The sequence below is a fragment of the Ramlibacter sp. WS9 genome, from assembly GCF_003797765.1.
Taxonomy (GTDB): Bacteria; Pseudomonadota; Gammaproteobacteria; order Burkholderiales; family Burkholderiaceae_C; genus Ramlibacter.
Window position 1 is genome coordinate 1 of sequence record NZ_RKMB01000139.1, and the last position, 465, is coordinate 465.

Below are 465 nucleotides of genomic sequence, written 5' to 3' on the forward strand. Positions count from 1 at the left end.
TTATAGCGCCGCTGTTGAAGATAGAAAGACCCAGGTTAAGGCTATTGGATCAGCACGTCGAGGCATTGGCCTGCGCGCGCTCGACGCTATCCACGAGCAACAGGTCAACAAGGTGCTTACCTTCCTGGAGGGCGCAAAGTTCGGCTACGACGCTGATCGTCTCGACAGCTATGCATCGCTTTGGGCAATGCGTCACTCTCTCATTCCATCAACAACGTCGAAGGCATGGAAGGCCAAGCTGAGACCGGCCGACATGCGTCTGCGGCCTACCGATGAAGTGACTGAGTACTCAAGGAAAAACACGACAAAGGACAAAGCTGCTCCTGATTGGACAGCTTTGATGCCGCCGCGCATATCTGATCAGCTGGTTCCCGATCATGTGCTCGATCTCGGTAGCTATGTTGTCGTGCAGGATCGAATTTATGCACCTTTGTACGTTACTGAGCTGGCAACGGACCCTGAGCC

The 465-nt window shown here is 54.0% G+C and carries 1 protein-coding gene; it reads left to right on the forward strand.

The genetic code is table 11. From position 1 onward, the window contains the following. Positions 1-465, forward strand: a 465-nt coding sequence (locus tag EEB15_RS33925; protein ID WP_158290314.1) for a hypothetical protein, incomplete at both ends; no start/stop codon positions are given.